The 24,898-nt window shown below is 61.5% G+C and carries 28 protein-coding genes and 1 riboswitch; of the genes, 15 read left to right on the forward strand and 13 right to left on the reverse strand.

Translation table 11 applies throughout. The annotated features are described in order from the left end of the window. Positions 1 to 72: 72 nt before the first annotated feature. Positions 73 to 672 carry an EF-hand domain-containing protein gene (locus tag J7400_RS06135; protein ID WP_209060846.1) on the reverse strand — a complete coding sequence of 200 codons (600 nt, stop codon included), beginning with the start codon at positions 670 to 672 and terminating at the stop codon, positions 73 to 75. A gap of 252 nt (positions 673 to 924) precedes the next feature. Between J7400_RS06135 and J7400_RS06140 the strand changes: the two genes are divergently transcribed. Further along, positions 925 to 1,302: a DUF983 domain-containing protein gene (locus J7400_RS06140; RefSeq protein WP_209060847.1), complete on the forward strand. Its 378-nt coding sequence runs from the start codon at positions 925 to 927 to the stop codon at positions 1,300 to 1,302. 43 nt (positions 1,303 to 1,345) lie between these two features. Beyond that, positions 1,346 to 2,041: an NUDIX domain-containing protein gene (locus tag J7400_RS06145; RefSeq protein ID WP_209060849.1), complete on the forward strand. Its 696-nt coding sequence runs from the start codon at positions 1,346 to 1,348 to the stop codon at positions 2,039 to 2,041. 2 nt (positions 2,042 to 2,043) lie between these two features. On the opposite strand, the gene J7400_RS06150 is transcribed toward J7400_RS06145, so the two are convergent. The 3 genes from J7400_RS06150 to J7400_RS06160 form a co-directional block, all read right to left on the reverse strand. Then, entirely contained in the window at positions 2,044 to 2,946 is a 903-nt protein-coding gene (locus tag J7400_RS06150; RefSeq protein WP_209060851.1) for a DMT family transporter, read from the reverse strand. A 62-nt stretch (positions 2,947 to 3,008) separates the two neighbouring features. Next, positions 3,009 to 3,920, reverse strand: coding sequence for a fatty acid desaturase (locus J7400_RS06155; RefSeq protein ID WP_209060853.1), 912 nt, complete (start codon positions 3,918 to 3,920; stop codon positions 3,009 to 3,011). Continuing rightward, on the reverse strand, positions 3,913 to 4,119 hold the full coding sequence (locus J7400_RS06160) for a DUF2061 domain-containing protein (RefSeq protein ID WP_209060855.1): 207 nt from the start codon (positions 4,117 to 4,119) through the stop codon (positions 3,913 to 3,915). The genes J7400_RS06155 and J7400_RS06160 overlap by 8 nt, the downstream gene beginning before the upstream one ends. Before the next feature lie 130 nt (positions 4,120 to 4,249). Here J7400_RS06160 and J7400_RS06165 point away from each other — a divergent pair, with 130 nt between their 5' ends. Further along, entirely contained in the window at positions 4,250 to 5,107 is an 858-nt protein-coding gene (locus tag J7400_RS06165) for a helix-turn-helix transcriptional regulator (RefSeq protein WP_209060858.1), read from the forward strand. 68 nt (positions 5,108 to 5,175) lie between these two features. Here J7400_RS06165 and J7400_RS06170 read toward each other — a convergent pair whose 3' ends face one another. Continuing rightward, positions 5,176 to 5,937 (reverse strand): SDR family NAD(P)-dependent oxidoreductase, encoded by a 762-nt coding sequence (locus tag J7400_RS06170; protein WP_209060859.1) that lies wholly within the window; start codon positions 5,935 to 5,937, stop codon positions 5,176 to 5,178. Then, positions 5,934 to 7,409, reverse strand: coding sequence for a carnitine 3-dehydrogenase (locus J7400_RS06175; protein ID WP_209060860.1), 1,476 nt, complete (start codon positions 7,407 to 7,409; stop codon positions 5,934 to 5,936). The genes J7400_RS06170 and J7400_RS06175 overlap by 4 nt, the downstream gene beginning before the upstream one ends. 77 nt (positions 7,410 to 7,486) lie before the next feature. On the opposite strand from J7400_RS06175, the gene J7400_RS06180 reads away from it, so the two are divergent. After that, the gene (locus tag J7400_RS06180) at positions 7,487 to 7,951 is read left to right on the forward strand and encodes a DUF1203 domain-containing protein (RefSeq protein WP_209060862.1); all 465 of its coding nucleotides are present in this window, start codon (positions 7,487 to 7,489) and stop codon (positions 7,949 to 7,951) included. Between the two features lie 220 nt (positions 7,952 to 8,171). On the opposite strand, the gene J7400_RS06185 is transcribed toward J7400_RS06180, so the two are convergent. Next, positions 8,172 to 9,083: a 3-keto-5-aminohexanoate cleavage protein gene (locus J7400_RS06185; RefSeq protein ID WP_209060864.1), complete on the reverse strand. Its 912-nt coding sequence runs from the start codon at positions 9,081 to 9,083 to the stop codon at positions 8,172 to 8,174. A gap of 74 nt (positions 9,084 to 9,157) precedes the next feature. On the opposite strand from J7400_RS06185, the gene J7400_RS06190 reads away from it, so the two are divergent. Then, a complete protein-coding gene (locus J7400_RS06190; protein WP_209060867.1) occupies positions 9,158 to 10,135 on the forward strand; it encodes a GlxA family transcriptional regulator in 978 nt (325 codons plus the stop codon). A 45-nt stretch (positions 10,136 to 10,180) separates the two neighbouring features. Here the strand turns inward: J7400_RS06190 and J7400_RS06195 are convergent, their stop codons facing one another. The 5 genes from J7400_RS06195 to cobO are packed head-to-tail and all read right to left on the reverse strand — an operon-like array spanning position 10,181 to position 13,409. Further along, positions 10,181 to 11,629: a cobyric acid synthase gene (locus tag J7400_RS06195; protein WP_209060869.1), complete on the reverse strand. Its 1,449-nt coding sequence runs from the start codon at positions 11,627 to 11,629 to the stop codon at positions 10,181 to 10,183. 3 nt (positions 11,630 to 11,632) lie between these two features. Next, complete coding sequence (locus J7400_RS06200) at positions 11,633 to 11,977, reverse strand: Lin0512 family protein (RefSeq protein ID WP_209060871.1); 345 nt, start codon at positions 11,975 to 11,977, stop codon at positions 11,633 to 11,635. Further along, on the reverse strand, positions 11,974 to 12,321 hold the full coding sequence (locus J7400_RS06205; protein WP_209060872.1) for a Lin0512 family protein: 348 nt from the start codon (positions 12,319 to 12,321) through the stop codon (positions 11,974 to 11,976). Before J7400_RS06205 ends, J7400_RS06200 begins: the two co-directional genes overlap by 4 nt. Beyond that, positions 12,318 to 12,788 carry a metal-dependent hydrolase gene (locus tag J7400_RS06210; protein ID WP_209060873.1) on the reverse strand — a complete coding sequence of 157 codons (471 nt, stop codon included), beginning with the start codon at positions 12,786 to 12,788 and terminating at the stop codon, positions 12,318 to 12,320. Before J7400_RS06210 ends, J7400_RS06205 begins: the two co-directional genes overlap by 4 nt. 3 nt (positions 12,789 to 12,791) lie before the next feature. After that, positions 12,792 to 13,409, reverse strand: a complete 618-nt coding sequence (gene cobO, locus J7400_RS06215) for a cob(I)yrinic acid a,c-diamide adenosyltransferase (RefSeq protein WP_209060874.1) — start codon at positions 13,407 to 13,409, stop codon at positions 12,792 to 12,794. Between the two features lie 41 nt (positions 13,410 to 13,450). Further along, a riboswitch (cobalamin riboswitch) is annotated at positions 13,451 to 13,668 on the forward strand. A 76-nt stretch (positions 13,669 to 13,744) separates the two neighbouring features. Here cobO and J7400_RS06220 point away from each other — a divergent pair. The 7 genes from J7400_RS06220 to cobJ are packed head-to-tail and all read left to right on the forward strand — an operon-like array spanning position 13,745 to position 21,707. Next, complete coding sequence (locus J7400_RS06220) at positions 13,745 to 14,128, forward strand: DUF1636 domain-containing protein (protein ID WP_209060876.1); 384 nt, start codon at positions 13,745 to 13,747, stop codon at positions 14,126 to 14,128. After that, entirely contained in the window at positions 14,125 to 15,162 is a 1,038-nt protein-coding gene (gene cobW, locus J7400_RS06225; RefSeq protein WP_209060878.1) for a cobalamin biosynthesis protein CobW, read from the forward strand. The genes J7400_RS06220 and cobW overlap by 4 nt, the downstream gene beginning before the upstream one ends. A 6-nt stretch (positions 15,163 to 15,168) precedes the next feature. After that, positions 15,169 to 18,459, forward strand: a complete 3,291-nt coding sequence (gene cobN, locus J7400_RS06230) for a cobaltochelatase subunit CobN (protein WP_209060879.1) — start codon at positions 15,169 to 15,171, stop codon at positions 18,457 to 18,459. Then, entirely contained in the window at positions 18,456 to 19,589 is a 1,134-nt protein-coding gene (locus J7400_RS06235) for a cobalamin biosynthesis protein CobG (protein ID WP_247738646.1), read from the forward strand. The genes cobN and J7400_RS06235 overlap by 4 nt, the downstream gene beginning before the upstream one ends. Next, the gene (locus J7400_RS06240) at positions 19,589 to 20,218 is read left to right on the forward strand and encodes a precorrin-8X methylmutase (RefSeq protein WP_209060882.1); all 630 of its coding nucleotides are present in this window, start codon (positions 19,589 to 19,591) and stop codon (positions 20,216 to 20,218) included. Before J7400_RS06235 ends, J7400_RS06240 begins: the two co-directional genes overlap by 1 nt. Continuing rightward, complete coding sequence (cobI, locus tag J7400_RS06245; RefSeq protein WP_209060885.1) at positions 20,215 to 20,946, forward strand: precorrin-2 C(20)-methyltransferase; 732 nt, start codon at positions 20,215 to 20,217, stop codon at positions 20,944 to 20,946. The genes J7400_RS06240 and cobI overlap by 4 nt, the downstream gene beginning before the upstream one ends. Continuing rightward, positions 20,943 to 21,707: a precorrin-3B C(17)-methyltransferase gene (gene cobJ / locus J7400_RS06250; protein ID WP_209060890.1), complete on the forward strand. Its 765-nt coding sequence runs from the start codon at positions 20,943 to 20,945 to the stop codon at positions 21,705 to 21,707. The genes cobI and cobJ overlap by 4 nt, the downstream gene beginning before the upstream one ends. A 108-nt stretch (positions 21,708 to 21,815) precedes the next feature. On the opposite strand, the gene J7400_RS06255 is transcribed toward cobJ, so the two are convergent. Beyond that, on the reverse strand, positions 21,816 to 22,550 hold the full coding sequence (locus tag J7400_RS06255) for a cobalt-precorrin-6A reductase (RefSeq protein WP_209060891.1): 735 nt from the start codon (positions 22,548 to 22,550) through the stop codon (positions 21,816 to 21,818). Between J7400_RS06255 and cbiE the strand changes: the two genes are divergently transcribed. Genes cbiE through cobM form a run of 3 tightly spaced genes read left to right on the forward strand, consistent with a single transcriptional unit; the run spans position 22,549 to position 24,898 of the window. Then, positions 22,549 to 23,745 (forward strand): precorrin-6y C5,15-methyltransferase (decarboxylating) subunit CbiE, encoded by a 1,197-nt coding sequence (gene cbiE / locus J7400_RS06260; RefSeq protein WP_209060893.1) that lies wholly within the window; start codon positions 22,549 to 22,551, stop codon positions 23,743 to 23,745. The two genes, J7400_RS06255 and cbiE, sit on opposite strands and share 2 nt — an antisense overlap. After that, on the forward strand, positions 23,742 to 24,107 hold the full coding sequence (locus J7400_RS06265; protein ID WP_209060894.1) for a cobalamin biosynthesis protein: 366 nt from the start codon (positions 23,742 to 23,744) through the stop codon (positions 24,105 to 24,107). Before cbiE ends, J7400_RS06265 begins: the two co-directional genes overlap by 4 nt. Beyond that, a complete protein-coding gene (gene cobM, locus J7400_RS06270) occupies positions 24,104 to 24,898 on the forward strand; it encodes a precorrin-4 C(11)-methyltransferase (protein ID WP_209060895.1) in 795 nt (264 codons plus the stop codon). Before J7400_RS06265 ends, cobM begins: the two co-directional genes overlap by 4 nt.

Consider the following 24,898-nt stretch of genomic DNA (forward strand, 5'->3'; position numbering starts at 1 on the left):
GCGATGCGCAGCAGGCTCAGGCCGGGACGGTCGGAGGGGACATCTCCCACCGCCCCGATCAGCTCGGCCGGATCAGTTGTCCTGCGTCGCTGCCTCACCCCGTTTGACTGTGCCACGCGCTTCCTTGGCCGCGTCCCACTCTTCCTGACTGATGCTGCCGTCACCGTCGGTATCAAGCGCCTTGAACATCTTAGCCTTACGCTCTGCACGCTTGCCGGCGTGCTTTTCCTTCATGGCGTCATATTCCGCCTTGCTGATCTGACCATCCGCGTCGCTGTCCAACCGCTCCAGCATCTTGCCGATCCGGTCGCCCTTGGGTTTCATTTCCTCGGCGGAGAGCTGACCGTCCTCATTGGCATCCAGCCGGTCAAACATCCGGTCCACACCTTTGGCCATGCGCGCATTGCCCGACGCCTCCGCATGGGCCCGCATCTCATCGCGGGAGATCAGATCATCATCATTGGCATCCACCCCGTCAAAACGCGCCTGCGCCTGTGCCTCAAGCTCCGCGCGGGTCACCACACCGTCGCCATTGGTGTCCAGCATTTCAAAAGCGGGCATGTGATGGCCGCGATGATGGCGCTCCTTGCCTCCTTCTTTGGCAGAAGCCCCAACCGCCGTCACCCCCAATGCTGCGATCACAACCGCGCCGATCATCAGTTTGCTTTGCATCTCGATCTCTCCTCTTTAGGCATCGTCCAATGTGGCTCATTGCCTGTTTGGTGCAGATAGAACGCGCCGCCCCCGCCATTCCGTCGCAACTTTTTTCGATTTTTTTGCGCGTGCCTTTCTTTGGCCTTCCACAGCTCCGGCAAGTGCCCCCGCAAGCCCTTCCTTTGCGACATCCCGCCGCAAGGCATTTTGACCTCTTTAATCTGTGCGCCCGCTACATCATTTTGACCGGATCGAACGCGAGGACATGTGATGAGCGAGACAACGGCAGCATTGGAAGACAGACCCTTAAAACCTGCCCTGATGCGCGGCTGGCGCCGCAAATGCCCAAATTGTGGCAATGGCCCTATGCTGAAGGGCTATCTGAAGGTGCGCGACCATTGCCCGGTCTGCAAACAAGAGCTGCATCACCACCGCGCAGATGATGGCCCCGCCTATCTGACCATTCTGATCGTCGGCCACCTCATGGCCCCGCTCCTGCACGTGGCCTTTGTGCACTGGCGACCAGAACCTCTTATCCTCTTTACAATTTTTGCGGTTGGCTGCGTCGCGCTCTCGCTCTACCTTCTTCCTCGACTGAAGGGGGGCGTGGTCGCGTTTCAATGGGCGCGCCGCATGCACGGGTTTTAGTGATCCGTCCCAAGACCCCTCAAGCTGAGGGGAGCATACGGGCATGACGATCGACAAAACCGCCATTCGAGACGCCGCAACGGTCATCGTTCTGCGGGATCGGGACACCGATCCCCGCATTCTGATGGGACAGCGCGGCGCCAAAGCGGCCTTCATGCCCAACAAGGTGGTCTTTCCCGGCGGTGCGGTGGACGCGGGTGATGCGGACATCGCCCTTGCAACGCAGATACCTGATTTCTGCGCCGACCGTCTGCGCGAAGACAGCGCGCACGATCTGTCTCATGCGCTCTGCGTGGCCGCCATTCGCGAGCTGTGGGAAGAAACCGGGCTGATCCTCGGGCAGAAAGGCAGCTGGTCAGAGCCGCCAGCGCCGGATTGGGAAAGCTTTGCCGCAACCGGTCATGTCCCCACCGCCGAAGCGCTGCAATTTGTCTTCCGCGCCATCACGCCTCCGGGTCGCCCGCGCCGCTTTGATGCGCGCTTCTTTCTTCTGGACGCCGATGAAATCGCCACCGATCTGGATGATTTCTCAGCCGCTTGCGAAGAGCTGTCCCACCTTCAGTGGATCCCGCTGAAAGACGTGCGCGCCTTTGACCTGCCCTTCATCACCGAGGTTGTGCTCGCCGAAATCGAGGCCCGCGTGACCGACCGCAACCCACCTGCCGCCGTGCCCTTCTTCAAAAACAACGACGAATCCAGCCTCTTTCTCAGGCTCTACGGCCACGAACAAGATCGCTGAGCCTAGGCCAGCAGGATCAGCCCCACAATCGACGCCGCCAAAAGTGCCATGCCAAGGTATTCCCGCCGGCTGATCGTCTCACGGAAGATCAGCACCGTGCCCAGAATGCCAAACACCAGCTCGATCTGTCCCACGGTTTTCACATAAGCCGCGTTTTGCAGCGTGAAGGCCGTGAACCAGCAGAAGGTTCCGCCCATGCTGGTCAGCCCGATGAAGCCCGCACTGCGCCAGGCGCCCAGCACCTTGGCCACCTCGCCGGGCTCGCGCAGCTTCAGCCAGCCCCACATGCCTGCCATCTGCATCGCCGTCACCGCCGCCAAAGTCACCAGCGCCCGCTGCATCGGCGCATCCAGCGCCACCTGCAAAGAGGCTCCGCGGTAACAGACCGCCGACACGCCAAAGAGCGCTCCGGCCAAAAGGCCCAGCGCCGCCGAGGGGCTAAGAAACCGCCGCCAGCCCTGTTGGTTGGCCTCAATCGGCCCCGACAGCACCAAAACCCCGGCCAAACCGATGAAGATCGCCGCCATCCCAAGAGCAGAGACCGCCTCGCCCAGCACCAGAATGCCAATCAGCACCGTCAGCAGCACCTCGGTTTTAATGAAAGCCATGCCCACCGCAAAATTGCGCCGCCCAAACAACATCACCGTACACACGGTCGCGGTGATCTGCGCCGCGCCGCCCACAATGCCATATCCCCAGAAGGCCCAGGACAACGCAGGCAGCTTCACCTGCCCCAAGGCGACAAGCGTCAGCAGAATGGTCGCGGCAATCGGCGCGGAATACACAAACCGCGCAAATGTGGCCCCAGCGGCAGAGAGCTTCACCTGCGCGAGGTGTTTTTGCAGCATAAAGCGCACGGTCTGAAAGGCGGCTGCGGCGACGGAGGCAATGATCCAAAGTTCCATGACGCTCTTGATGCACACCTAAGACGCTGTTGTCACTGTGGAATAGCCACCCGCGGCAGGTCTCACCCGCCTTTGCGCCACAGCGGATGCGCCACCGGGTCTTTGCTCTGCCAGAAATAGCGCCGGAACACCTCGCTGTAGGAGGCAAAATAATAACCCTCGTTGCGCGACAGATAACGCGCCCGATGGCTGCGAAACAGTTTGGGCAGCTGATACCAGGCCACTTTGGGATGCATATGATGCACCACATGCAGATTGTTGTTGAGAAAGACCCAGGACAAAGGCCCGCGATCCTCAATGATCACCGTGCGGCCCCGCGCGCGCTCATGCGCCTGATGCTCCAGAAAGGTGCGGATCTTCAAAATCGCCATTGCCCCATAGGCACAGCACCCAAACGCCCACCCCTGCATCTGCCCAACAGCCGCCAACCACCAGAGCACAACTGCCACCGCAGGCCCATGCCACAGCCAGCCGCGCAACACCGCCATGTCCCCTGCGCGCACCGCTCGCCAATCTGCAGCCATGAAACAGATCTGCCCCACCAGCGGTCCAACCAACAGCCTCCCGGCGAGCGTATTATTCCAATTCAGCACCCGCTGACGCCATTTGGGCAGCGCCGCCCAGTCCTCTTGATAGAGGTAATTGCTCTCCGGATCGTCATATGGATCGGTCAGACGGCTGTCCAAATGATGCGCCAGATGGGTGTCGCGAAACCGCAGATAAGGCACAAACAGCCCCAGCGCCGGAAACACGAAAGCGGCATTCAACACTTTGTTTTCAAACGGATGTCCATGCAAGGCCTCATGGCTCAGCGAGCTGTGCAGCGCCATGGCCACAACCGTCAGCCCCATGCCCAAAGGCAACCACAACGCCGCGCCCCAGACAGTGCCCAGCGCAAACAGCGCATAACACAAAAGAAGCAACCCAAGGGTGGGCCATTCCACCCGCACCTTCTTGGGCTGCACCCTATCCACGCACACGCCCCCAGGACACCCGCGCCCAGACCCGCTCGTAGATCACATAGCAGCTCAAACCGATGGCTGTGTTGATCGCCGCCATCTTGCCGCCCATCGCCAAAGAGCCCGTCGCCCAAAGCCCCACCAATGCCATGGACATCAGCCCAATCACATTCCAGATCACCGCTTTCACAATCGAGCGTTTGGGAGTTTCCATCGCCGTGCCTTTTCTTCGTCTTAGTCAGGCTCACGGTTTTGTGAGCACAACCAGAGCTATCGCGCCGCGGTGCGTTTCAGAATTCCGAATATGATTAACAAAAATCGTCATAGGTGATATTAATCACCACATGATCGAAAATATCGACAAACGGCTCCGCGCCGACCGCTTCCGCCAGCGCCTTGCCACCGCCATGCAGACCAGCGCCATGTCTCAGGCCGCGCTCGCGCGCACCATCGGCGTAGACCGCTCCACCATTAGCCAACTCCTCAAAGACGAGGGCGCGCGGCTCCCCAATGCGCAGGTTGTCGGTGAATGCGCGGCGGCGCTTGGGGTCTCTGCCGACTGGCTGCTCTCGCTCACCGACCGCCCTGAAAACACCGCCGATATTCTCGCCAATGCGCTCACCGTCACCAAGGCCCCCCGCGCGCTGGTGGATGAACAGATCTTCGCCTGGCACCAAGAGGCCGCAGGCTACAAGATCCGTCACGTCCCCGCAGCGCTGCCGGACATGCTCAAAACCGATGAGATGCTGAACTGGGAATATTCGCCGCATCTGGGCCGCACTGCTGAGCAGGCCATCAACGCCTCCCGCGACCGGCTGGATCTGATGCGCGCCTCACAATCGGATTATGAAATCGCCCTGCCGCGCCACGATATGGAATCCTTTGCCAATGGCGAGGGCTACCATCGCGGCCTGCCCGCCGACATCCGCGCCCGGCAACTCGCCCATTTCGCAACCCTTACAGAACAGCTCTACCCGCGCCTGCGCCTCTACCTCTTTGACGCCCGCCGCCTCTACTCCAGCCCGATCACCGTCTTCGGCCCCCTGCTCGCCGTGCTCTATCTGGGCCGCAACTACCTCGCCTTTCGCGACACAGAGCGCGTGACTTCCTTCACCGAGCACTTTGACAATCTGGTACGTCAGGCCGACATCAGCGCCCGCGACATCCCCGCCCATCTGGAAAGCCTCAAGGCCACGCTATAAGCCGCCCTAGCTTCTCATTCTCCCAATATCCTGGGGTGGCCGCCGCTTGCGGTGGCAGGGCAAAGCCCCTAAGCCTTCGGATCCGGATTCACCGTAAACCCGTCCACGGCAATCACCTGCCCGCTGACCATCCGGGCTTTCTCTGAACAGAGAAACACCGCCATATCCGCCACATCACGCGCCTCCACAAAGGCCCCCAGCGCCGTGCCACTGGCATAGCCCTCATAGACGTCATCGCGGCTCATTCCCTTGGCGGCCGCCTCCCGCGCCAGCACCCCCTCCATCCGCGGCCCTTCCACCGCGCCGGGGCAGATTACATTGGCCCGCACGCCATAGCCCCCGAGCTCCATCGCCAGAGTTTTGGTCAGCCCAATCACCGCCCATTTGGCGGCCGCGTAAGGCGCACGGTAAGGGTAACCATATTGCCCCGCTGTGGAGCTGGTCACCACAATCGCCCCCTGCCCGGCAGCCTTCATCATCGGCGCGGCGTATTTCGCCGCCAGAAACGCGCCTTCCAGATTGACCGCCACGCAGGCCTGCCAGTCTTGCAGTTTTATATCCTCCACAGCCGCAGTCGGCCCGGCAACTCCGGCATTTGCGCAAAGCGCATCGAGCCCGCCCCACGCAGCCTGCACCTCCGAAAACAGCGCAGCCACGCCTGCCTCATCGGTCACATCAAGCTGCGTGCTGCGCCAGCTCTCAGGCGCATCCGCCAAAGCCGCGCCATCCAGATCCGCCACCCAGACCTGCCAGCCCTCGCGCGCAAAAGCCTCCGCCATCGCGCGACCAATGCCAGAGCCGCCCGCCGTGATCAGAACCCGCCTGCTCATCGCGGCTGCCCCACATAGCGCCCGGCGCCTTCTGGAGCAGGCAGATCCGCCTGCGCGTCACAGATCATCTTCAGATTGGCGGCAATCTCTTCACTAAACGGCGCAGGCCGGCGGGTCTCAAGGCTCACATGGATCAGGATATGCTCCCCCGTCGCCAACAGTTTCTCACCCGCATACATCTCATGCCAAACATGCATCTTCTTGCCTTCGCCCATCAACACGCGGGTACGCACTTCGATCACGCTGCCCAAATGGGTCTCGTCAATATGCCGGATATGGGTCTCCGCAGTGAAGAAGCTCCCGCCTGTGGCGATATAGGCCTGATCACAACCAATGATCTCCATCAGCCGGTCAGTCGCATCGGCAAAGGCATGCAGATAGCGGCTCTCGGTCATATGCCCGTTGTAATCCAGCCAGTCGATCGGCACCGCCCGGCGCACCGTCACAATCGGCTGGCTTGGGTCTACAATCTCGCGGGCTGTGCGCACCATGCCCGCCTCGGCAGAGAGCTTGGCGTCATGTTTGTTCAGCACCGCACCGGAGGCAAAATCCTGCGCCTTCAAGGCCCGCATCATCGACACAAGATTGTTGTCGCGAATGCGCTCCATCTCACGAATGCTCATATGGCCGGATTGTGCGTCAGACTGCCCCGCAATCAGATCCACCAGCTCCTCAGTGAACTCCGGCACATCCATCAGCTTGGTCCAGGGCCATTCCAGCGCAGGGCCAAACTGCGCCATAAAATGCTTCATCCCGGCCTCACCGCCCGCCACACGATAGGTGTCAAACAGCCCCATCTGCGCCCAGCGAATGCCAAAGCCCATGCGGATCGCCTCATCAATTTCCTCGGTGGTGGCCACCCCGTCTTTCACCAGCCAAAGCGCCTCACGCCACACCGCCTCTAGAAAGCGGTCCGCAATATGGGCATCAATCTCCTTGCGCACATGCAGCGGGAACATCCCCACCCCGGTCAGGATCTCTTTGACCCGCGCCACCATCTCCGGTGGGTTCTTCTCGGTGGGCACCACCTCGACCAGCGGCATCAGGTAAACCGGATTAAACGGATGGGTCACCACAATCTGCGCAGGCCGCGTCGCGCAACCCTGCAATTCGCTCGGTTTAAAGCCACTGGTGGAGCTGCCAATGATGGCATCCTCGGCGCAATGCTCCTGCAGCGTCTGATAGACCTTCCGCTTCAGCTCCAGCCGCTCCGGCACGCTCTCCTGAATCCAAGCCGCGCCGTCCACAGCTTCAGACATGGTCTCATGAAAACTCAGCGCCCCCTCGGCAGGCAAAGCCGTGTCACTCAGCCCCGGCAAGCTCACCCGCGCATTGGCAATCACCTCGCCAATCTTGCGCTCCGCTTCCGGATCCGGATCAAACACCCGCACATCCCAGCCATTGAGCAGAAACCGCGCCGCCCATCCGCCGCCAATCACCCCGCCGCCAATAATCGCTGCTGTCTTTGTCATCCCGTGTCCTTTCCGCATGATACGGGTCGCTGCACCTCTGAGCGCGCCCTAGTCTCCCTCAAAAAAGGAGACCGCCTATGTCTGTTCATTTTCATCCGCTGCCCGCCGCCGAGGTGGCCGCAATCCGCGCGAGCGGCATCGACGCCTATGGCAACCCCGTGGAACGTGCGATTTGCGAAGGCCCCGGTCATCCCTGCCGTGCCTGCCTGACAGAAACCGCCGCCGGGCAGCCGTTCTTCACGCTGGCGCACCGCCCCTTTGAAGGCCAAAACCCCTTCACCGAAACCGGCCCGATCTATCTTTGTGAAAGTTGCGCAGGCACCCCGCCAAGCGCCGACCTTCCGGCGATCCTCAGCGCGCCGCGCCATATTGTGCGCGGCTACAGTTCTGACGAGCGCATTGTCTACGGCACCGGCCAGGTCACCCCAACGGCAGAGATCAGCACCTATGCCGCCAGCCTGCTGGCGCGGGACGACATCGCTTTTGTCGATGTGCGCAGCGCGTCTAACAACTGCTTCCTGTGCCGGATCAAACCCGCCTGAAACCCGTCGCTCTGCCGCGCGCACAAAAGGCCGCGCAACGGCCTTTCTTAACCATTGCACCGCCGACTCAAAGGCCGTTTTTGGCACCGACGCAATACCGTAGGGATACCGACGCGATACCGACATGTTGTGTTTTTGGCCAAACAGCGCGCGGTGGGCACAAAAGCCTGCAAAGCTTACCCCGCCGCGCGCAGCTGTTGCGCCGCCCTCCCGCAAGGCCTCAGTCCTTCGGCGCGCGTTTCACCAAGCCAAGCTTTTCGCGCACTTCTCCCGGGCCAATCACCCGCGCACCCATGTTCTCAATGATCGTGCCCGCGCGCTCCACAAGCTGCCAGTTTTCCGCCAGCACACCTTTGTCGAGCCACAGGTTGTCCTCCAGCCCCACACGTACATTGCCCCCGACCAGCACCGCTGCAGCCACATAGGCCATCTGATTGCGGCCCAGAGAAAACGCGCTGAACGTCCACTCATCGGGCACATTGTTGACCATCGCCATAAAGGTGTTGAGGTCATCCGGCGCGCCCCACGGCACGCCCATACAGAGCTGAACAAGCGCATTGGGCTCCAGCACGCCATCTTTCACAAGCTGTTTGGCATACCACAGATGCCCGGTGTCAAAGGCTTCGATCTCGGGCTTAACCCCCAGATCTGTCATCATTTTCCCCATCGCCGTCAGCATGCCCGGCGTGTTGGTCATCACATAATCGGCTTCGGCAAAGTTCATCGTGCCGCAATCCAATGTGCAAATCTCCGGCAGGCATTCCGCCACATGCGCCACCCGCTCCGTGGCCCCCACCATATCGGTGCCCGCCACAGTCGGCAGCGGGGTCTCCACGCCGCCAAACACCATATCGCCGCCCATGCCAGCGGTCAGGTTTAGCACCATGTCGACCTCACTGTCGCGAATGCGGTCGGTCACCTCGCGATAAAGCCCCAGATCACGGCTCGGCGCGCCGGTTTCTGGGTCACGCACATGGCAATGCACCACCGCCGCGCCCGCCTTGGCCGCCGCAATCGCGCTGTCGGCAATCTGCTTCGGGCTGCGCGGCACATGCGGGCTGCGATCCTGCGTCCCACCCGATCCGGTCACGGCACAGGTGATGAAAACCTCACGATTCATTTGCAGCGGCATGGCGATTCCTTTCTTGCTCCTTGCCCAACCGTACTGCTCTTGCAGCGCAACACTTTTCATTTTACGAAAATTATATGACTGAATCCGCAGAAATCAGCGTTTTTCGCCCTAACCCCGCCCCGCTCAACACCGCCATTCTGGTGCTGGATGAGTGCAACACGCTGAGCTTTGCCGCCACCGTCGATCCCATGCGCGCCGCCAACCGCCGCGCCGGAAAAACGCTCTTCAAATGGCAGTTTTTCACCGCAGAGGGCACGCCTGCTGCCCTCACCAGTGGCCTTGAAATCACCGGCCCTGCGCTGTCTGAGCTGGACAGATGTGATCTATTGTTTGTGGTGGCGGGCTTTCGTCTGGAGGAACAATCCACCCCGCGTCTGAGCGCCTCGCTGCGTCGTATAAACAGCACCGGCGCCTCGCTCGCCGCCATCGACGGCGGCCCGTGGCTACTCGCGCGCGCGGGGCTTCTGGATGGTCATGAGGCCACCACCCACTGGGAAGACCTCGAAAAATTCTCCCAACAATTCCCGCAGGTTAAAACGCTTCAGGACCGGTTTTGTCTGTCAGGGCGCATTGCCACCTCGGGCGGGGCCAGCCCCTGCATCGATATGATGCTGCACCTGATTGCCACCCGCTTCAGCCCCGATCTCGCGCGCCGCGTCGGCAGTGCTTTTCTCTATGATCCCATGCCTTCTCAGGCACAAAGTCCCACCTCAACCCCGCGCCAGATGCGCCAGCACCCGCAGGTTGGCCGCGCGCTGGATGTCATGGCCCGCGCGCTTGACACGCCGCTCTCCATCCCAGCCATTGCCTCCATCATCGGCACCTCCACCCGCACGCTGGAAATGCGCTTTGCCGCGCATCTGAACAGCTCGCCACAGGCCACATATCTGCATCTGCGCCTCGAAGAAGCCCTGCGCCTCGCCACAGACACCCGCCTGACGGTGCGCGACATCGCCCTTGCAACAGGCTTCAACAGCCCCACCAGCTTCGCCCGCGCCTTCAAAAACGCCCACGGCAAATCCGTCCGCGACCTGCGCCGCAGCCGGAGCTAAGCCCTTCATTCTGCTAAAAATACTCCCGCCGGAGGCATCGAAGTTTTAGCGCGCAGCTGCCAAGATGCCATCCACATCCAGATGTGTTTCCACATGATCTGCCAGACGATCCAGCACAGCCTGTACGGTGGCGTCATAGCCCGCGTTGCCCACCTGCGCACCCAGCGCCGTCAGCCAGGCCCGGCGGAACCCGTCATCGCGGAACATACCGTGCAGATAGCTCCCTGACACCTGCCCCCCAGCTGAAACAGCCCCCTCATCGCGCCCGGCCACCTGTGCAAAAGGCCGCGCCCGATCTGGCCCATCCGTGCGCCCGATGTGGATTTCATAGCCCCGGAAGGCCTCACCGGAAGCCACGTGCACCGCTTCGGTTTCCGTCAGACGTTTGTCCGGTGTCATCTCGGTTTCCACATCCAAAAGCCCAAGCCCTTCGGTCTCTCCAGCAGGCCCTTCGATGCCCTCAGGATCTTTCACAACCGCACCAAGCATCTGATATCCGCCACAAATCCCAAGCACATGGCCACCACGCCGCACATGAGCCGCCAGATCCACATCCCAGCCCTGCTCCCGCAGAAACGCCAGATCACCGCGAGTCGACTTGCTGCCCGGAAGGATCACCACATCCGCATCACCGGGGATCGGCTCCCCCGCCCGCAACATGGTCAGCGACACGCCCGGCTCCTGCGCCAGCGGGTCCAGATCGTCAAAATTCGCAATCCGCGACAGCCCCAGACAGACCACGTTCAAGCCGCCCTCACGCTCGGCATTCTTGATCTCCAGCGCGTCCTCGGCAGGCAATTTCCACGCTTCGCCGAAATAGGGCAACACCCCAAAGCCGTCCCAACCGGTCGTTGCTTTAATCAGATCATACCCATCATCAAATAAGCTCGGATCACCGCGAAACTTGTTAATCAAGAAGCCCACTACCAGCGCCGCGTCCTCTTCCGATATCACCGCCTGCGTCCCGACAACCTGCGCAATCACGCCGCCCCGATCGATGTCTCCGGCCAACACCACAGGCACATCTGCGGCCTGCGCAAAGCCCATATTGGCGATGTCTCCGGCCCTCAGATTGACCTCCGCCGGGCTGCCCGCGCCCTCAACGATCACCAGATCACTATTCGATTTCAAACGGTTAAAGCTCTCAAGCACCGCCTCAAGCAGCTGCGGCTTGAGTTTGGCATATTCCCGCGCCTTCACCGTGGTCAGCCGCTTGCCCTGCACCACCACCTGCGAGCCCACATCAGTCTCCGGTTTCAACAGCACCGGGTTCATATCCACGGTCAGCGCCTTGCCGCAGGCCAGTGCCTGCAACGCCTGCGCCCGCCCGATCTCGCCCCCGTCAGAGGTCACCGCCGCGTTGTTGGACATGTTCTGCGGCTTAAACGGTGCCACAGACAGCCCCCGTCGCGCCGCCGCCCGGCACAACCCCGCCACCAGCATCGACTTGCCGACGTTGGAGCCGGTGCCTTGTATCATAATCGCCTTGCCCATGACTCAGCCCTGTTTTGGGAGGAAGGCCTCCACCGCCGCTGAGGCGATGACCAGCACGTTTCCGTCATCAGGATTGGTCACATTCATCCCGCCAAAGACCGCTTTCACTTCGGCACGTCCTCGCGGCAAACGTTCTGCCAAAGCGTCACAATCGACCTTCTCGGGCTCCTGCACCCCCACGGTTACTTGCACCCGCATCTCTTTGGGATCTTTACCTAAAGCGGCAAACATCGGGATGGCAGAATGCCGGATCGCGTCTTCAATCGCACGGGCAGCGGCCTTGGTATAGTCCTGCCCGTATTGATCGTTGCCCATGCCCATTTCGATGATGAATCGCTGCTCGCTCATGCCGCGACCTCCACATCCAAAGCCACCGAAATCGCCACATTGGCCATCACTGTCGGGTTGCCGCCATCATTGCGCGGCACGTCCAGCCCGCCTTTGATCGGCACAACCGTGACCTGCCCATACGGGAAGATCGCCGCGATCACTGCTGTGTCAATCTTGTCTGGCTGCTGCACTGCCACCTCAACGGTGATGATCATCTCTGATTTGTCTTTGCCAAAAAGCTCCGCGAGATTGATCGAATTGTGCCACAGCGCGTCTTTCACAGCCCGGCTTGCCGCCTCGGTGTAATCCTGGCGTCTGAGCGAAGAGCCCATGCCAAATTCGGTGAGCAGACGTTTGATCATTCAGATCTTCCTTTGAAATTTGAACGGACAAAGACGATCAAGGCTACGGCAACCAAAACAAGCTCTACCTTGAAAGTCCAATGGGACAAGAACGATTTTATCCAGTGATCATGGGTTGCTTGCACAGTCACAAGCGTCATCGAAACCTCAGAAAAGGGCCAGCCCCAGGTCACCTTCCCAGCGATGCTGTCGAGCGCGAGATGCAAAAGCCCGCCGGCTGCAAGTCCGATCAGAAACCCCGCCTTAAAAAGCGCCCCGATAAGAAGTACAGCGGCCCATAAAATCGGGCGATGTGTCAGATAGTCGTGATGATGTGTACTGCCCTGATCGACGAAGTAGAACCACAACATATCCAAATCGGGCACCACACTCCCAAGCAAAACACCCCAGAAAACCGTGCGCGACGCACGCGCAAACACAGGCGACTTCGCGAGGAGATATCCAGCAGGAAGGTGCCCGATGAACATGCTTTAAAATTCCACCCCCGCCTGCGCCTTGATGCCATCGCGGAACGGATGTTTCAGCAGAGTCATCTCTGTCACCAGATCAGCGGCCTCGATCAGCTCCGGCTTGGCATTGCGGCCAGTCAAAAGAACGTGAGTCATCTCCGGCTTTTCGCTCAGCAGAAAATCGACCACGTCGTCGATGTTGAGATAGTCATTGCGCAGCGCGATGTTGATTTCATCCAGCATCACAAAGCGGTTCTCAGGGTTGCGGATCAGCTCCTTGGCCAGTTCCCAGCCTGCTTCTGCTTTGGCAATGTCACGCTCTCGGTCCTGCGTCTCCCAGGTAAACCCTTCCCCTGACACATGAAATTGCACTTCTTCTGGGAAATGCTCTTCCAGAAAGGCCCGCTCCCCCGTGGCCATCGCGCCTTTGATGAACTGCACCACAGCCACCGGCATGCCATGTGCAATGCAGCGCATAATCATGCCAAATCCGGAGGAGCTTTTGCCTTTGCCCGGCCCGGTGTGCACGATGATCAGACCTTTTTCTTCGGTCTTTGTGGCCATCATCCTGTCTCGCGCCGCTTTGATTTTGGCCATCTTGGCCTTGTGGCGTTCGTTCTGATCCGTGTTTTCAGACATTCCTGCCCCTCCGTTCGCGCTTGACTTAGCCGCAATCATTGCCCATTCGGGTTGTCGCTGGTTTCTGCTCGATTTGAGCAGGTGAAAAGGGAATGTGAAACGGGTCCAACGTCAAGGCCCAAAGCGCAGCCGCCCCCGCGACCGTGACCGGAGAGGTCCGCCACAGCCACTGGAGAGATCCGGGAAGGCAGGAGGACCACCAGAGCCAAAGCTCTGAGATCCGCAAGCCGGGAGACCTGCCAGCGCAAATGACATAAACCGGACGGGGTGTTTCGGTGTCGGGCTCTCCACAGATGTCCCGTGTTTGCCCCGTCCCTGAAAAGGGACCAGATCTGATGGCTGATGCAAATGCTCCAGTCGAATTGCTTGTCTGCACCACTTGCCGTGCCGGCCAGCCAACCGACGTCGAAGGGCCGCGCCCCGGCACGCAATTGTTTGATGCGCTCACCGCCTCAGACCTGCCGGAAAACGTGACCGTGAAAGGTGTTGAGTGCTTTTCCAACTGCGATTTTGGCTGCTCGATCACCGTGCGTGGCGGCGATGAGCGCTGGACCTATGTCTATGGCAATTTCACCGGTGCAGAAGACGCGGAACTGGTTGCGGACGGCGTGAGCAAATATGCCGCCACCGCTGACGGGCTGGTTCCATGGCGCGAACGCTCCACCCATTTCCGCAAAAACTGCATCGCCCGCATTCCCCCACTGGAGATCCCCGAATGAGCACTCTTGAAAAACTTCCCGTCACCGTGATCACCGGTTTTCTGGGATCAGGCAAAACGACACTGGTGCGCAACCTGATGACCAAACCACAGGGCAAACGCCTTGCGGTGATCGTCAATGAATTTGGCGATGTCGGTGTGGACGGCGAGATCCTGAAATCCTGCGCCATCCCGGATTGCCCGGCGGAAAACATCATGGAGCTGGCCAACGGCTGCATCTGCTGCACCGTGGCGGATGATTTTATCCCCACCATCGAAGCCCTTATGCAGCTTGAGCCGCGCCCCGAGCACATTCTGATTGAAACCTCCGGCCTGGCCCTGCCAAAGCCGCTGCTGAAAGCCTTTGACTGGCCCGATATCCGTTCCAAAATCACCGTGGACGGCGTGATCGCGCTGGCCGATGCCGAAGCGGTTGCCGATGGCCGTTTTGCCCCTGATGTGGCCGCAGTGGATGCCCAGCGCGAGGCCGACGAAGGTCTGGATCACGAAACCCCGCTATCCGAGGTTTTCGAAGATCAGATCAGCTGCGCGGACATCGTTCTTCTGACCAAACCGGATCTTGCAGGCCCCGAAGGTGTGGCCAAAGCCAAAGAAATCGTGCTGGCCGAAGCGCCGCGTCCCCTGCCTGTGGTCGAAGTGGCCGAAGGCGAAGTGGATCCACGCGTGATCCTCGGTCTGGAAGCCGCCGCCGAAGACGATCTGGAGGCTCGCCCCTCCCATCACGATGGGCACCACGACCACGAACATGACGATTTCGAAAGCGTTGTGATCGACGTGCCAGAGCAGAGCGATCCCGCAGCTTTTGCCGCCAAGATCGAGAAAATGGCAAAAGATCTCAACATCCTGCGCGTCAAAGGTTATGCCGCCGTTGAAGGCAAACCCATGCGTCTGCTGGTGCAGGCTGTGGGCGCACGCGTGCGCCATCAGTTTGACCGCCCATGGAAGCCTGAAGAAGGCCGTCAGGGCCGCATGGTCGTGATTGCGGAACATGATGACGTAAATGTGGATGCGATCCGCGCCGCTCTGGTAGACTAAACGCCCATGCATGTAGTCTTTCGCGAAAGCCACGGTCTTGATGAGGCCGAAACCCCAATGGATCTGGGTCAGTCACCGGCTGACCTTGTGGTGCTGTCGTTTTCCGACAGCGATCTGGGGGCTTTCGCGGCAGGCTGGCATCGCAGCAATGGCGATCTGCCCACGCTGCGCCTTGCCAATCTGACAGCCTTGAAACACCCGCTGTCGGTCGACACCTATATTGACCAAACACTGTCTGGCGCCAAAGCCATCCTGATCCGCCTGATTGGCGGCATTTCCTATTGGCAATATGGAATCCAGCAGGTGCAGGCATTGGCTGCGGAAAAAGGCATCGCCCTTGCCGTACTGCCCGCAGACGGGCGGCCCGATACACGGCTGGATGAAGTCTCCACCCTTCCGGTGTCCACCCTGCACCGCCTGACCCATCTCTGTGACACTGGTGGCGCGGTTGCCGCGCAGGCCGCACTGGCGCAGCTGGCATTGGCCGCAGGGCTCTATGCAAAGCCGGTCATGGGCTCCAAAGCGCTGCCCGATCACGGCGGTTGGACGCCTGAGACGGGCCTGTCTGACCCGCTCACCGGGCGTGATACTGCAAAGCCTCTGATTGCCCTGACGTTCTATCGCGCCTACGTTAGCGCCGCGGACACCGCCCCGATTGAGGCGCTGTTTGAAGAATTTCGCGGACGTGGCTTTGATGTTGTGGGGCTGTTTGCCCCCTCCCTCAAAGTGCACGCCTCCGCCGCTTGGCTGGCCGACACCCTCCGCGATCTGAAACCCGCCGCGATTGTGAACGCCACCTCTTTCTCCGGCAAGGGCGCGGATGGCACCTCGCCTCTGGACGCCACCGAAGCACCGGTCTTTCAGGTGGCGCTGGCCACCTCCCGCACGAAAGCCTGGGCAGAGGCAGAGCGCGGCCTTGCCCCTTCCGATCTCGCCATGCACGTTGTGTTGCCAGAGGTCGACGGCCGTCTCTTTGCCGGCGTGAGCTCCTTCAAGGAACCCGGTAAAAAAGACGAAGCGCTGGAGTATTCCCGCTTTGCCCACCGCCCGTTGCCTGACCGCATCACCGCCATTGCGGATAAGGTCGAAGGCTGGGTGCGGCTGGCACAGAAATCCAATGCAGACAAACACCTGGCCTGTGTGCTGTCGACCTATCCGGGCAAAGACTGGAACATGGCGCACGCCGTCGGGCTCGACCCGCTTGCCAGTGTTGAGGCGATCCTGTCTGATTTTGCCGATGACGGCTTTGACACCGGAAACGGCGAGGCAGCGCCTCTTGCAGACGCACTGCTCGGCGAAACGATCTCTTGGTCGCTGGCCGATTACAAAACTGCACTGACCTCCCTGCCAGAAACGCTGCAGGCAGATCTCGCAGAGGCTTGGGGCGCACCGGAGGATGATCCAACCGTTGCGGATGGTGCGTTCACCTTCAAGGCTACAAAACGCGGCAATATCCTGATCGCGCTACAGCCGGAACGGGGCACCGATCTGATCCGCGAAGACGAATACCACGATCTCTCCCGCGTTCCGCGCCATTCCTACGTGGCCTTCTACCTCTGGCTCCGTCAAACTCAGGCCACCGATGCGCTGTTGCACATCGGCGCCCATGGCACACTGGAATGGCTGCCCGGCAAATCCGTGGCCCTCTCCGAGGCCTGCTGGCCCGAGGCGCTTATTGGCGACGTGCCGGTGATCTACCCGTTTATCGTGAACGACCCCGGCGAGGCGGCGCAGGCCAAGCGTCGCATCAACGCGCTCACCCTTGGCCACGTGCCGCCCCCGCTGAAAGCCAGCGCCACACCACAGCGGTTTGCGCGGCTTGAAACCCTGCTGGACGAGTTCTCCAACGCTGACGGCCTTGATCCCAAACGGCGCGACCGGCTGCAATCGGACATCAAAGACGAAGCCGAGGCGCTTGGTTTGCAATCAGAACTTGGGCTGGATGACGCCACCTCTCTGGCAGAGGTGATCACCCGCATCGACACCTTTGTCTGCGACATCAAGGAAAGCCAATTTGGCGACGGCCTGCATGTGTTTGGCCGCGCCCCCACCATCGCAGACGCGTTTGACGCCAGCGCCTCGGCTGATGCCGAACGCGCATCCCTGACCCGCGCGCTGGCTGGCAAACGCATCGAGGCAGGCCCCTCCGGATCGCCGTATCGAGGGCGCAAAGACGTGCTGCCCACAGGCCGCAATCTTTTCACCACCGATCCGCGTTCCGTGCCCTCACGCTCCGCCTACGCCCAAGGCGTGAAACTGGCCGAAGAGCTGGTGCGCCGCCACCTTCAGGAAGAGGGCGACTATCCCAAAAAACTGATCGTCGATCTCTGGGGCAGCGCCACCATGCGCACCGCAGGCGAAGAATTTGCCATGGCGCTGCACCTTTTGGGCGCAAAACCTGTTTGGGACGAAGGCAGCGAGCGCGTCTCCGGCGTTGAAATCCTGCCCATCGCGCTGCTGGACCGCCCCCGCATTGACGTCACCCTGCGTGTCTCCGGCCTGTTCCGCGATGTCTTCCCAACGCTGAGCACACTCTTTGGTCAGGCGGTCAAAGCTCTGGCAGAACGCGACGAAGCCGCCGATTGGAATCCCTTCGCGGGCCGCATCACCGCGCCAAGGGTCTACGGCCCCGCGCCCGGCAGCTACGGCCTTGGCATGGGCCACGACATCGAAAACTACTCGGAAGAAGGCCGCAAAGCCGCAGGCGAGGCTTGGCTCAACGCGTCATCCTATGCCTTTGACGGCGACAAGATCACCAAAGACGCGGATGGCATCCGCGCGCTGGTGGGCGCCGCTGACAGCTTTGTGCATTTGCAGGACATGCCCGAAACCGACCTCCTGCTGGCGTCCGATTATGCCACCCACGAGGCGGGCTTTGCCGCCGCGCAAAAGATCACCGGCGGCAACGCGAACCTCTATCATGTGGACAACACCAACCCGGAAAATCCCCGCGCCCGCAGCCTCACCGAGGAAATCGCACGGGTGGTACATGCCCGCGCCACCAACCCGGATTGGCTAGCAGGCATGATGCGCCATGGTTTCCGGGGCGGTGCCGAAATCGCGGCCACGCTGGAGCATATGGCCGCTTTTGCCAATCTCGCAGGCGCGGTGCCGCCACAGCTGTTTGATGCCTATCACGACGCCACTTTGGGCGACGCAGAGGTGGTCACCTTCCTTGAAAAGGAAAACCCGCCGGCGCTGGCCGCCATGCGTGACCGCTTTGCCGCGCTGCATGAGGCCGGTATCTGGATCACCCGCCGCAATTCCATTCTCGCAGAGCTGGAACGTCTGGCATGACCCGCCCCAGCGCCAAAGGCTGGTGCCCCGGCGCCTATAAGCCGATGATGTCCGGAGACGGTCTGGTGGTGCGCGTGCGCCCGATGCTGGCGCGGCTCACACAGGCGCAGGTGCTGGGCCTCTGCGCCACCGCACTTGAGTTTGGCTCCGGCCTGATTGACCTCACCAGCCGCGCCAACCTGCAAATCCGTGGCGTGGCGGAGGCCGATCACGAGGCGGTTCTGGCGCGTCTTGCAGATCTCGGCCTGCTGCCCGATGACCCCCTGCTGGAAAGCCGCCGCAACATCCTGATCCCGCCGCTCTGGCAAGCCGGAGACGAAACCGACCAGATCGCAAACGCGCTGGTGGCCCGTCTGGGCGACTTCCCCGAGCTGCCCGCCAAAATGGGCTTTGCCATCGACATCGACGGCGCACCGCAATTCATACAGAACTCCGCCGATTTCCGGCTGGAGCGCACCTCTGAGGGCGCGTTGATCCTGCGTGCAGACGGCGCGTCCCGTGGGCGTCCGGTCACCGCCGCCACCGCAGTGGATACGCTGATTGACATGGCGCAGTGGTTTGTCAAAACCGATGGCCCAAGCCGCCGCCGCATGGCCGCCCATGTGGCCATGACGCCCCTGCCCGTCGACTGGCAAGCCGCTTTGCCCACCGCCCCCGCAGCGGCTCTGCGCCCCGGCGCAACCGCCCTTGGCACCGTTTTTGGCGCGGCCTTTGGCCAGATCGAAGCCACCGCGCTGGCCGCATTGGTGCAGACAACACAAGCCGATGCGATGCGCGTGACACCTTGGCGGCTTTTCCTGCTCGAAGGGGTGGAACCGGTTGAAACCGCCGATTTCATCACCGAATTCAGTGATCCTCTGCTGAGCATTGATGCCTGCCCCGGCGCGCCATTGTGCACCTCCTCCTCCGTTGAGACCCGCCCGCTTGCCCGCGCCTTGGCCGCCACCGCGCGCGGCGCACTGCATGTCTCCGGCTGCGCCAAAGGCTGCGCCCGCCCGCGCCCCTGCGCCACCACCCTTGTGGGCAACAACGGCGCATTTGATCTTGTCAAAAACGGCCGTCCATGGGATGCGCCCACAAAAACCGGCCTCACGCCGGACCAGCTGACCACCGCCTTGGGAGAATTTTGATGCCTTACGAATATGAGAAGAATGGTCAGGCGATCTATGATGAAAGCTTTGCCACCATTCGCCGCGAGGCAGCACTAGACGGCTTTGACGCAGACGAAGAACAGGTTGTTGTGCGCATGATCCACGCCGCCGGCATGGTTGGTCTGGAGCAGCATGTGAAATTCACCCCCGGGATGGTGGCTGCCGCCCGCAAAGCCATGGAGGACGGCGCGCCGATCTTCTGTGATGCGCGTATGGTCAGCGAAGGCGTGACCCGCCCGCGCCTGCCTGCGGACAATGATGTGATCTGCACCCTGCACGCCGAAGGCATCCACGATCTTGCCAAAGAGATGGGCAACACCCGCTCTGCGGCCGCGCTGGAACATTGGCGTGACCGTCTGGGCGGAGCTATTGTGGCCATCGGCAACGCGCCAACCGCGCTGTTTCACCTCCTGAACATGCTCGAAGATCCCGAGTGTCCCCGCCCCGCCGCCATCATCGGCTGCCCCGTGGGCTTTGTCGGCGCGATGGAAAGCAAAGACGCGCTTTGGGCGGACCAGCCCGTGCCCTGCATGATTGTCGAAGGCCGCCTTGGTGGCTCCGCCATGACAGTGGCAGCGATCAACGCCATCGCGAGCCGCAAAGAATGAGCGCGCCCGGCACAATCCACGGCGTTGGCCTCGGCCCCGGCGATCCCGACCTCATGAGCGTGCGCGCGCACCGTCTTTTGACCGGTGCCAAACATGTGGCCTTCTTCCGCAAGGCAGGCCGCAAAGGCCAAGCCCGCCAGATCGTCGAAGGGCTTCTGCCCGAGGGTGTGATCGAATTTCCGATGGAGTATCCGGTCACCACCGAAATCCCGCTGTCTGATCCGCGCTACAATGAAATCCTGTCAGAGTTTTACGAGGATGTGACACAGCATCTGATCCGCCTCGCGCAGGCTGGTGATGATGTTGTTGTGCTTTGTGAGGGCGACCCGTTCTTTTACGGATCCTTCATGCACATCTATGAGCGCGTGCGCAAAGTCGTGCCCGTAAAAGTCGTCCCCGCCATCACCGGTATGTCCGGCGCGTGGACCGCCACAGGCGCCCCGATCACCTGGGGTGACGACGTGCTCACCGTGCTCACCGGCACCCTGCCGCAAGACACGCTGAGCGACTACATCGCGCGCACCGACTCGCTGGTGGTGATGAAAATCGGCACCAACTTTGAGAAGGCCATCGCCGCCCTCAAATCCGCAGGCCGCTACGAGGATGCCTGGATCGTGCAATACGCCACCATGCCCAAGCAGACGGTGACAAAACTTTCGGAAATGACAGACGACGTGACCCCCTATTTTTCCATCATCGTTGTACACGGTCAGGGGCGCCGCCCATGAGTACGTCAGAACAAGGCTGGGTCCAGATCGTGGGCATTGGCCCCGGTGATGAAGCGCTGGTGACCCCACAGGTACAGGCCGCGCTGGCCGAAGCCACTGACGCAGTGGGTTATATCCCCTATATGGAACGTGTGGCAGCCAACCCGAACCTGACCCTGCACTCGTCAGACAACCGTGTTGAAATCGACCGCTCCCGCCATGCGCTGGAAATGGCCTCTGAGGGCAAACGTGTGGTTGTGGTCTCCTCCGGCGATCCGGGCGTGTTTGCCATGGCTGCTGCGGTGTTTGAAGCGGTGGAACATGGCGAGGCCGCATGGCGCGATCTCGACATCCGCGTGCTGCCCGGCATCACAGCAATGCTGGCGGCCTCTGCGGCATGTGGCGCGCCGCTTGGCCATGATTTCTGCGCCATCAATCTCAGCGACAATCTTAAACCTTGGGAGCTGATCGACAAACGCCTGCGTCTGGCCGCTGAGGCAGATTTCGCCATGGCTTTCTACAACCCGCGCTCCAAGTCCCGCCCAGAAGGCTTTGAAAAGGCACTTAAAACCCTAAAAGACACCTGTAGTGACAACCGCCCGATGATCTTTGCCCGCAATGTGTCCCGCCCGGACCAGACGATCAAGATCGTGCCACTTCAAGACACCACGCCAGATATGGCAGACATGCGCACCGTGGTGCTGCTTGGCTCCAGCCAGACCCGCATCATCACGCGCGACGGCGCGCCGATTGTCTACACGCCTCGGTCGGTGGCTGGCTAAATGTCAGTCATGGCCCCTCGCCAAAAGGGCCGCGACCGATCCTGGGAGGAAGCAAAGTGCCCTCCCGTGGGGAGGGTCGGGCGCGGCCCGTCTACGCCGGGCCAAACTTCAGTTTTTAGCCCAAGCCAGAATCTCTTCCGAAGTGGCAACCGCCGCCCTCGGCGGCAGCTTAGGGCGATCGATCATAATCACCGGAATGTTCAACGCCCGCGCCGCGTGCAGCTTGGCCTCCGCCCCGATGCCCCCCGCGTTTTTGCAAACCACCGCCTCGACGCCGTGCTGCTCCATCAAGGCCCGGTCCCCAGCCACATCAAACGGTCCCCGTGCCACAACCACGGTGTGATGCGGCACGGCGGGCGGGGTCTCCGGCTGATCCACAAGGCGCAGGATATAGTGATGCTGCGGTTGCGCCGCAAAGGCAGGCAGATTGAGCTTGCCCAGCGCCAGCAGCACGCGCTTTTCGGCCCCATCCAGTGCTGCCACAGCTCCCTCAATATCCGCCACATGGCGCCAGTCATCCCCCACCTGCGCCTGCCAGACGGGACGGGTCAAAGCGATCAGCTCAACGCCCTCCTGCGCACAGGCGTGATAGGCGTTCCAGCTCATCTGCGCGGCAAAAGGATGTGTCGCATCAACCACATGGGTGATGCTATTGTCCCGCAAATAGGTGGCCAGCCCATCAACACCGCCAAATCCGCCCACCCGCGTGGGCAAGGGCTGCTCTTTGGGCTTGGCGACACGCCCCGCATAAGAGAAAACCGCGTCAAAACCCGCGCGCGCCACAGCTTGAGCCAAAGCACTGGCCTCGGTTGTGCCGCCAAGAATAAGGAGTTTGGTTGTCATGTCAGTTGATCCTTGGCTCACCATCGTCGGGCTCGGCGAAGATGGCCCAGATGGCCTTCCCCCTGCAAGCCGCAAAGCGCTTGAAGACGCCGAAGTTGTCATGGGCGCGGCGCGCCACCTGTCTCTGTTGCCACAGATCACCGCTGAGACTGTGACATGGCCCATCCCCTTCGCTGACGGCCTTACGCTTTTGCTGGAAAACCGTGGCCGCCAAACCGTTGTGCTCGCCTCCGGCGACCCGTTCTGGCACGGCGCGGGCGGCAGCCTCACCAAACATCTGGAGCTGGGTGAATGGCGCAGCTTGCCCGCCCCCTCCACCATGTCACTGGCCGCTGCCACGCTTGGCTGGCCGCTGGAAAGCACTATCACCATGGGCTTGCATGCCGCACCTTTTGCACGCCTGCGCCCGCATCTCGCCAACGGCACACGCGCCATCGTGACCCTGCGCGACGGTGACGCTGTATCTGATTTTGCCGCTTGGCTCACAGGCATCGGTTTTGGCGAAAGCACTTTGCATGTGCTTGAGGCTATCGGCGGCCCCCGCCAACGCATCCGCCAATCCGCCGCCCAAGAACTGGCCTTCAGTGACATCACACATCCCGTATCCGTCGCGATTGAGGCACAGGGCGGCCCCGCCCTCACCACCGCCTCAGGCCGCGCGGATGCGTTTTTTGACAACGACGGTCAGATCACCAAACGCCCAGTGCGCGCCCTGACACTCTCGGCTCTGGCCCCTTTGCCCGGCGAGCACCTCTGGGACATCGGCGGCGGCTCCGGCTCCATCGCCATTGAGTGGCTGCTCGCCCACCCGCGCACCCGCGCCACCAGTGTGGAGATCAACGCGGACCGCGCCGCGCGCATCAAGGCCAATGCCACATCCCTCGGAGCCGATCGCTTGAAGGTCGTGACCGGCGCCGCACCGGAGGCCCTCGCCGGTCTGGATGCTCCGGATGCCGTTTTCATTGGCGGTGGCATCAGCGAAGAGATGCTACAAACGGTCTGGCAGCAAATGCCCGAAGGCGCGCGTCTGGTGGCCAACGCCGTAACCCTGGAGGCCGAGGTGCTTTTGGCCAATTGGCAGTCACAAAACGGCGGCGACCTCTTGCGCATCGAGCTTGCGCATGCCAACCCCTTGGGCCGAAAACGCGGCTGGAAATCCGCTTATCCCATTGTGCAATGGAGCGTCACAAAATGAGAGTTGCCGGTTTTGGCTTCCGACAATCCGCCACGCTGGAAAGCCTGCAAGCCGCTTGGCAGGCCGCGCAGCCCGTGGATGTGTCAGCGCTTGCCGCACCGGAAGACAAAGCACAGGCGCAGGCATTTGCAACCTTTGCCGATGCACTCTCTCTACCTGTGATCCCCGTGTCACCACAGGATATGCACGCAGCCTCCACAGTGACCAACTCCACGAAAGTACGCGAAAAGCGCGGCACCGGCTCGGTGGCAGAAGCCTGCGCGTTGGTGGCCGCTGGCGCATCCGCCACATTGCTGCAACCCCGCGTCATCTCAGAAGACCGTATGGCCACCTGCGCCATTGCTGAAGGAAGTACCACATGACCGTCCACTTTATCGGTGCAGGCCCCGGTGCGGCCGATCTCTTGACCTTACGGGGTCGCGATCTGATCGCCTCTTGCCCGGTTTGCCTCTATGCGGGCTCTCTTGTGCCGGATGAAATCCTGTCCCACTGCCCCCAAGACGCGCGCATCATAAACACCGCGCCGCTGGATCTGGATGCCATCGTGGCCGAATGCAAAGCGGCCCATGAGAAGGGTCAGGATGTGGCGCGTCTGCACTCCGGTGACCTGTCGGTGTGGTCCGCCATGGGGGAACAGCTGCGCCGCCTGCGCGCTGAGGGCATCCCGGTTTCTGTCACCCCCGGCGTGCCAAGCTTTGCCGCCGCTGCTGCGGCGCTGGAAACCGAGCTCACCCTGCCGGGCCTTGCACAATCTGTTGTTCTGACCCGCACCCCCGGGCGCGCCTCCTCCATGCCAGAAGGCGAAACGCTCAATAACTTCGCCGCCACAGGTGCGACCCTTGCGATCCATCTGTCCATCGGCAACCTCGATCACGTGATCGCTGATCTGACCCCCGCCTATGGCGCAGGTTGCCCGGTGGCCGTGGTCTACCGCGCCAGCTGGCCTGACCAGCAGATCATCCGCACCACGCTCGCCACTCTGAAGGCCGATGTGACCGAAAACATCACCCGCACAGCGTTGATCCTCGTTGGTCCCGCGCTTGCAGGCGAAGGCTTTGACGAAAGCTGCCTTTACGCCACCGAATATGACCGCCGTTATCGCCCGCAGACCGCAGACAGCCCGTGGTCAAGCTGGCAGCATGGAGACGACTGA

This window comes from Shimia sp. R9_2 (assembly GCF_017743735.1).
Taxonomy (GTDB): domain Bacteria; phylum Pseudomonadota; class Alphaproteobacteria; order Rhodobacterales; family Rhodobacteraceae; genus Shimia.